Genomic DNA, 7,160 nt, shown 5'->3' on the forward strand with positions numbered 1-7,160 from the left:
TCATTTTTTATTTTCGGAGCAATGGCAGCGAATTATTAGCTATCCGAGATAACATAAGCTCTACTCAAGCCATAGGGTTCTTCTGTATTTTCCAAATAAAGTAAATCCCGCCCACCAGCGCACAGAGGGTTCCTGCCGGAATCTCATAAGGAAAAATCAAATAACGTCCCAGCCAGTCGGCAATCAGCATCAGTAATATTCCGAGCATAATTGCCGTCGGCAATTGCTTCTCAATACTAATCGCCCCCATGCTACGGGCAATATGCGGCGTCATTAAGCCGATAAAGCTGAGCGGCCCGACGGCAAGGGTGGCACCGGTACTCATTAAAGCAACCAATAACAACAACAAACCTTCGCTGCGACGAACGTTCAGCCCCAGATTGCGGGCAACATTTTCGCCTAACCCGAGTAATTTCAGCGGTTTCAAGGATAATAAGGCCGCCAGACATAAAACAAGAGATAAAACGAATAGCCACCAGGCCGTATCCGGGCGGGCGTTATAGGTTGTTCCCGACAGCCAGGTTATCGCCATTTGCAAATAAGGATTACCGCTCATCTGCAACAGGGTCAGTACCGCATTTGCCAAAGCGCCGATAGCAATACCGGTCAGCAATAAATTGGCGGGGCTAAGGTAACGGGACAACCAAAGTATAGTACCCAGCACCGCCAGGCTGCCCAAGGTACCGGCGGCAAGCATGAGCAAGGCATTGGTACTTGGAAAAAATAAAAAAGTCCCAATCACGGCAAGAGAGGCGCCGGAGCTGATACCCAATACTTCCGGGCTTGCCATGGGATTGCGTGTCAGGGTTTGCAGTAGCACACCACCGGCGGCAAGCATAGCGCCGGTAGCGGCGGCACTCAGACTGCGCGGATAACGATGCACCTCAATCAAGGCAAAATCAAAAGACCAATGCCAGCCGTGAATCCCCTTTACATACACCTGCATCAATACGAACCCCAGTATTAACAGGGCGGCAAGAATCCAAAACAATCGCCGATTATCCGCAGGTTTTATCAATGCATGACGGCTGCCCTCGTGCAAGAGAACATTGGTTTGCTTACGCTGACGCAGCACCAACCAGATTATCAGCGGCGCCCCCAATACTGCGGTTAAAGAACCTGTGGGTAAGTGCCAATGGGTATAATGTTCCGTAATAGCCAACAAGTTATCGGTCATCAGCAGTAACGATGCCCCGGCGCCGAAAGCAATAACAAAACGCAGCGCCATGCTACGAATATGCAGTACGTTTACCACCGAAGCGGCAGCCAGACCGATAAAGGCGATAACCCCGATTTTGCTGACCACCCAGGCGGTGGCCCCGGCACAGGCAATCAGGATTACATAGCGTATCCTTTTTACCGGTAATCCCAGACGTTGCGCCTGGCGGTCATCTAGGCTCATCATAGTTAGCGGACGCTGTAGCAAGAATAACAACAGGAGAAAAAGAGCGGTGGGGATTAACAGCGTTTTTGCCGTACTCCAGCCGTCTTGAACCAGAGAGCCGCCGCCCCAAATCATTACGCCCTGCAATATATCGGTATAAAAAATAAGAATAAGACCGGCAACCGCACCGAACAGAATATTCAGGATCAAACCGCCGAGAATCAGCATCAGCGGATCCATTTTGCTCGCTCCGGCAATAAACAATGCCAACACAACGGCCAACAATGCCCCGCTAAAGGCAACGGCAAAACTACCGAACAGGCCGGCCGCCGGGAAAAACAAAGTGGCAAGCATAAGCGCCAACTGTGCTCCGCCGGCAACCGCTAGGGTGCTATCGGAGGCCAGACTATTATGCACAATCTGCTGTAAGGCTATGCTGATTAGGCCGAGCATACCGCCGGCCAGCAATGCCACCGCCATTTGCGGCAGCAAGGCAATCTGTGCCGCCGCCAACTGAAGAGAAAGATGATCCGGATCCTTTAATAACAGCGACCAGTCCGCCGGCCAGCGCAAATGGATACGCAACCATACAGACAACAGCACAAACAGCATAAATAAACAGATTACTCGTCCCCGCTTTTTCATTGCGCCGCCTCCGTTACCGCCTGATGCAGAAATTTAGCGAAGCGTAAAACCGAATCCATACCGCCAAACACCCACACCGCCGGTAATTTATGCACGCAACGCCCTTCGCGGAACCCCATGCGTTGCCATAAATAACTTCGTTCCAACTCCGCAGCGGTAATAGGAGAAAGGGGGGCGATAATCAGTAAGCATACGTCTTCCGGTAAGGGCGCTAGATCTGCCAAGGTCATAGCGCTATTTCCCCAGCGATCCCCCTTTGCCAAACTCACCATTTCCAACCCCATTTTTTCCAAAGCCGCATGAAACAGGCTGTTTTGCGCATACATTCTGAGATTACGCGCATCGGAAAACTGTACTACCGCATACCGCTTAGGTAGGGAGGGAAGACTAAGGATATGGCGCCCCCATTGAACCAACCGGGTTTCCGCACTATTGATAAAGCGGCGCGCATTCGCCTCCGCTCCCATTAAAGCGCCCATTTGTAATACGGCCTCGGCATAGCTTTGCCAATGTGCCTCGGCAAAATCATCTCCCCCTTTAAAATCAATATGATAAGCAGGACGATGCACATAAAGGGGACGCAAATGAAAATAAAAAGGCAAATCAAAAACCATGCTGTAATCCAGGCTTTGCAACAGCTCGCGATTCGGGTAATAACGTGCGCCCCAGTCGATGGTATGCGCCAGTTCGGGTTCGTCCACCCATAGCGGATAGCTTCGCATATCGCCGCTTGCCGCAGGATCATGTCCCATAGCGCCCATGGTTGCGGCAATCCCCCAATCCGGCGTAACCACATCCGAGGTTTGCGCCCATCCTAGGCTACAGATAAATAACAACCAAAGCCAATACCGGCGTTGCATTTTCATACTACCGCCACCTGATGGGTTCCCTGCGGGTGCGGCAACAAATGCAAACGCATACCGAAAATATCTTCCAATACCCCTGCGTTCATAACCTCTTCCACCCGCCCCCGACAACAGAGCCTTCCCTGCTTCAGAGCGATCAGTTCGTCGCAAAATTGGGCGGCCAAGTTAATATCATGAATTATAATTACCACCGTCAAGCCGCGCTCTTCCACCAATCGGCGAATCAGTTGCAACACTTCCACCTGATAAACAATATCCAATGCGGCCAGCGGCTCGTCTAATAGCAGATATTCACTTTGCTGGGCCAGACACATGGCCAGCCACACTCGCTGCCTCTCGCCGCCGGATAAGGTATTAACCGGCTGACCGGCAAAACGGGAAACAGCGGTGAGCGCCATGGCTTCTTCAACAATAAGCTGATCTTCCCGACTCGGCTTCTGCAGCCAGCCCTGCCAAGGGAAACGCCCCAGCATGACTAATTCGGAAACTAAAAAATCCGCCGCTTCCGGTAAATGCTGCGGCAAATAAGCAATACGGCGCGCCAAAGCTTTATGTCCGAAAGCGGACAGCGGCTTATGATCCAAGAAAATTTCCCCCTGCGACGGCGAATTTTCCCCGCTCAGTATTTTTATCAGCGTAGATTTACCCGAGCCGTTATGGCCGATTAAACCGTACACTTTGCCGGCGGCCAGCGAAAAAGAGATATCCCTTAACAGGGTTTTGTCTTGTACGCGAAAACCGAGTTTTTCAATTTTGAGCATATTCTCAACCCGATAAAACAAAAATGAGAATTATACGCATAAAAAATCATAAGCATAGTAGATTGAATAAAATTTTATTGAATTAACGGCGATTAAATCCGGGGGAAGAAAAACAAGGAAAGAAGCAAGGGGAAAGGCGCAGGAGATAAAATCCGGGCATAAAAAAAGCCGCCTATTTGCGACTATTCTATTGAATTAATTACTATTTTAAATGGTGCCCGAGGGCGGACTTGAACCGCCACGACTCGAAAGTCGAGGGATTTTAAATCCCTTGTGTCTACCGATTTCACCACTCGGGCGGAATTTCTCCGTTGACTGAACCGCGGTTGCATAATGGAGGCGTGTCCCGGAGTCGAACCGAGCTACATGGATTTGCAATCCAGTGCATAACCGCTTTGCTAACACGCCTTAGCGTAAATGGAGCGGGAAACGAGGCTCGAACTCGCGACCCCGACCTTGGCAAGGTCGTGCTCTACCAACTGAGCTATTCCCGCTTTGCGCTAACACATTCGCTGTCAGTGGCGTGCATTTTACTGACTTCTGGCAGGCTGTCAACGTTAAATTGTAAAAAAAATCCCGTTTGCTGAAAAAAACTTCAACTTCAAGCTAAATCCTTCCAAATTGTAATAAAAATCCCGAACCTTAGGCAAAGAACAAAATAAAATCCGGCGTAAAATCCCCTTTTACCCGCTCGGAGTTTATGCCAAAATGTTTGATACTTTTCGGACAGACCGGAAAAGTGCGGTCAAATTTTTATAAATTTTTTTACAGGTAAGTACATATGACATCAGAATACGCTATCGAAACCATGCTGGCACAGGCCGGTAATCGTACCGACCCGAGAACGGGTGCGGTTTCCACCCCGATTTTCCTTTCCACCGCCTACGGCCATCATGGGATCGGCGAAAGCACCGGCTACGATTATACCCGAACCAAAAACCCTACCCGTACCGTACTGGAAGAAACCATCGCCAAACTGGAAGGCGGTGAGCGCGGATTTGCCTGCGCCTCGGGCATGGCGGCAATTCAATTACTGATGTCATTGTTTACCGCACCGGACGAATGGATTGTATCCAGCGATGTTTACGGCGGTACCTATCGTTTACTGGATTTCGCCGCTAAAAATACCCAAGGGGTAAAACCTGTCTATGTTAACACCGCTTCAATACAGGCGATTGAAGAAGCTATTACGCCGAATACCAAAGCGATTTTCGTAGAAACGCCCTCAAATCCCCTGATGGAGGAATGCGATGTGGCGGCAATCGCCGCCGTGGCGCGCAAACACGGGTTACTGCTTATTGTCGATAATACTTTCCTCACCCCGGTGTTATTCCGCCCGATGGAACATGGTGCGGATATTGTTATTCACAGCGGCACCAAATATATCGCCGGCCATAACGATGTACTGGTCGGCCTTATCGTTGCGAAAGGACAGGCGCTATGTGATCGACTCTTCTATATCCAGAATGGCGCCGGAGCGGTACTATCGCCCTTCGATGCCTGGCTGACGATACGCGGCATGAAAACTCTGGCCTTGAGAATGGCGCAACATGAAAAAAATGCCAAAGCGCTGGCTGAGTTTTTAGCGCGTCAGCCCCAGGTAAAAGACGTCCTTTATCCGAATAAAGGCGGAATGTTGTCATTCCGGGTGCAAGATGAACGCTGGGTGAATCCTTTCTTAAAAGCCCTTAAACTCATCACCTTTGCGGAAAGTCTGGGCGGCACCGAAAGCTTTATTACTTATCCGGCGACACAAACGCATATGGATATCCCCGAAGCGGAGCGTATCGCCCGCGGCGTATGTAACCGCCTTTTACGTTTTTCCGTCGGACTTGAAAACCTCGAAGATATCAAGGCGGATTTAGTTCAGGCTTTCGCTCAACTGAAATAAGCCTTAATACCACTTATTTTTCTTATTTTTTCTTAATTTGACGGGAGAATATATGAAAATTGCTGTTTACAGTACCAAAAGCTACGATCGTAAATATCTTGAACTGGTGAATGTAAAATACCGATTCGAGCTTGAATTTTTTGATTTTATGCTGAACGAACGCACGGCCAAAATGGCGGAGGGCTGTGATGTGGTCTGTATTTTCGTCAATGATAACGCCGACCGTAAAGTATTGGAAAATCTGGCCGCACTTGGGGTAAAAATCCTTGCCTTGCGCTGTGCCGGCTTTAATAACGTGGACTTACAGGCGGCTCGGGAACTCGGTTTGCAGGTAGTACGCGTACCGGCCTACTCTCCGGAAGCGGTAGCGGAACACGCAGTGGGATTGATGATGACCCTCAACCGCCGTATTCATCGCGCTTATCAGCGAACCCGCGAAGCCAACTTTTCGCTGGAGGGACTGATCGGCTTTAATATGCACGGCAGAACCTTGGGGGTCATAGGTACCGGCAAGATCGGTATCGCTCTGATGCGAATTATGAAGGGATTCGGTATGCGTATTCTGGCTTTCGATCCCTTCAAAAACCCGGCGGCGCTGGAACTGGGGGCGGAATATGTCAGCCTGGATGAACTCTACCGCAATTCTCAGGTGATCAGCCTGCATTGTCCGGCAACCGACGAAAACTATCATCTGCTCAATCGGGACGCTTTTGCCAAAATGAAAGAGGGAGTGATGATCATCAATACCAGCCGCGGTAGCCTAATTGATACGCAGGCCGCTATCGAAGCCTTAAAACAAGGGAAAATCGGCGCCCTGGGAATGGACGTGTATGAAAACGAAAGGGACTTATTCTTTGAAGATAAATCCAACGAAGTGATTCAAGACGACCTATTCCGCCGTTTATCCGCCTGCCATAATGTGTTATTCACCGGACATCAGGCATTTTTAACCGAGGAGGCGCTAACCAATATCGCGGAAGTTACCCTGGCCAATATTCGTTGTCTGGAACAGGCGCAACACTGCCCTAATCTGGTGCTTCCCGCTTAAGCCTGCGGCTATCGAAATAATAGCTTTACATCGCTAAGTGTTGTGTTAGTATCACCGCACTTAAGTATTTACAGTCCCCCTTAGGAGCGGACAATAAACTAAAAAATAAAAAAGGAAAGAATATGGCAGAAGTATTACATTCAACAGATGCAACCTTTGAAGCGGACGTATTAAAATCCGATGTACCGGTATTACTGGATTTCTGGGCGCCTTGGTGCGGTCCTTGCAAAATGATTGCGCCGGTACTGGACAATTTAGCCGCCGAATTCGGCGAACGGGTCAAAATCGTTAAAATCAATATTGATGAAAACCAATCCACACCGGCACAATTCGGAGTACGCAGCATTCCTACCCTGTTATTATTTAAAAACGGACAGGTAGTGGCTACTCAGGTGGGCGCTTTACCTCAGAATCAGTTAGCCGCCTTTATTAATCAACATATTTAATTGATTAACCAACCGATAAAAAAAGGCATAATAGACAAAAGTGTTGGTAAAAAGAGGGTTAAAGCCATATAGTAAAAGGCTTTAACCCTCTTTTTTGACTTATGAACGTAAAAAATGTA

General features: G+C 49.0%; 6 protein-coding genes and 3 tRNA genes. 3 read left to right on the top strand and 6 right to left on the bottom strand.

Going from position 1 to position 7,160, the window contains the following annotated elements; translation table 11 throughout:
• Positions 1 to 64: 64 nt before the first annotated feature.
• From fhuB to EDC45_RS10045, 6 genes are all read right to left on the bottom strand, one after another.
• Complete coding sequence (fhuB, locus tag EDC45_RS10020) at positions 65 to 2,029, bottom strand: Fe(3+)-hydroxamate ABC transporter permease FhuB (RefSeq protein WP_133545979.1); 1,965 nt, start codon at positions 2,027 to 2,029, stop codon at positions 65 to 67.
• A complete protein-coding gene (locus EDC45_RS10025; RefSeq protein WP_133545982.1) occupies positions 2,026 to 2,895 on the bottom strand; it encodes a TroA family protein in 870 nt (289 codons plus the stop codon). The genes fhuB and EDC45_RS10025 overlap by 4 nt, the downstream gene beginning before the upstream one ends.
• The gene (locus EDC45_RS10030) at positions 2,892 to 3,656 is read right to left on the bottom strand and encodes an ABC transporter ATP-binding protein (protein ID WP_133545984.1); all 765 of its coding nucleotides are present in this window, start codon (positions 3,654 to 3,656) and stop codon (positions 2,892 to 2,894) included. The genes EDC45_RS10025 and EDC45_RS10030 overlap by 4 nt, the downstream gene beginning before the upstream one ends.
• Before the next feature lie 212 nt (positions 3,657 to 3,868).
• Positions 3,869 to 3,955 (bottom strand) — tRNA-Leu (locus tag EDC45_RS10035).
• Positions 3,956 to 3,990: 35 nt separating this feature from the next.
• Positions 3,991 to 4,064 (bottom strand) — tRNA-Cys (locus tag EDC45_RS10040).
• Between the two features lie 10 nt (positions 4,065 to 4,074).
• A tRNA-Gly gene (locus EDC45_RS10045) sits at positions 4,075 to 4,150 on the bottom strand.
• Between the two features lie 287 nt (positions 4,151 to 4,437).
• Here EDC45_RS10045 and EDC45_RS10050 point away from each other — a divergent pair.
• From EDC45_RS10050 to trxA, 3 genes are all read left to right on the top strand, one after another.
• On the top strand, positions 4,438 to 5,547 hold the full coding sequence (locus tag EDC45_RS10050) for a methionine biosynthesis PLP-dependent protein (protein ID WP_133545986.1): 1,110 nt from the start codon (positions 4,438 to 4,440) through the stop codon (positions 5,545 to 5,547).
• Between the two features lie 52 nt (positions 5,548 to 5,599).
• A complete protein-coding gene (locus tag EDC45_RS10055) occupies positions 5,600 to 6,595 on the top strand; it encodes a 2-hydroxyacid dehydrogenase (RefSeq protein WP_133545988.1) in 996 nt (331 codons plus the stop codon).
• 122 nt (positions 6,596 to 6,717) lie between these two features.
• Positions 6,718 to 7,041: a thioredoxin gene (trxA, locus tag EDC45_RS10060; RefSeq protein ID WP_133545990.1), complete on the top strand. Its 324-nt coding sequence runs from the start codon at positions 6,718 to 6,720 to the stop codon at positions 7,039 to 7,041.
• Positions 7,042 to 7,160: the final 119 nt, after the last annotated feature.

Origin of the sequence: Mesocricetibacter intestinalis (assembly GCF_004363295.1) — a bacterium.
GTDB lineage: Bacteria > Pseudomonadota > Gammaproteobacteria > Enterobacterales > Pasteurellaceae > Mesocricetibacter > Mesocricetibacter intestinalis.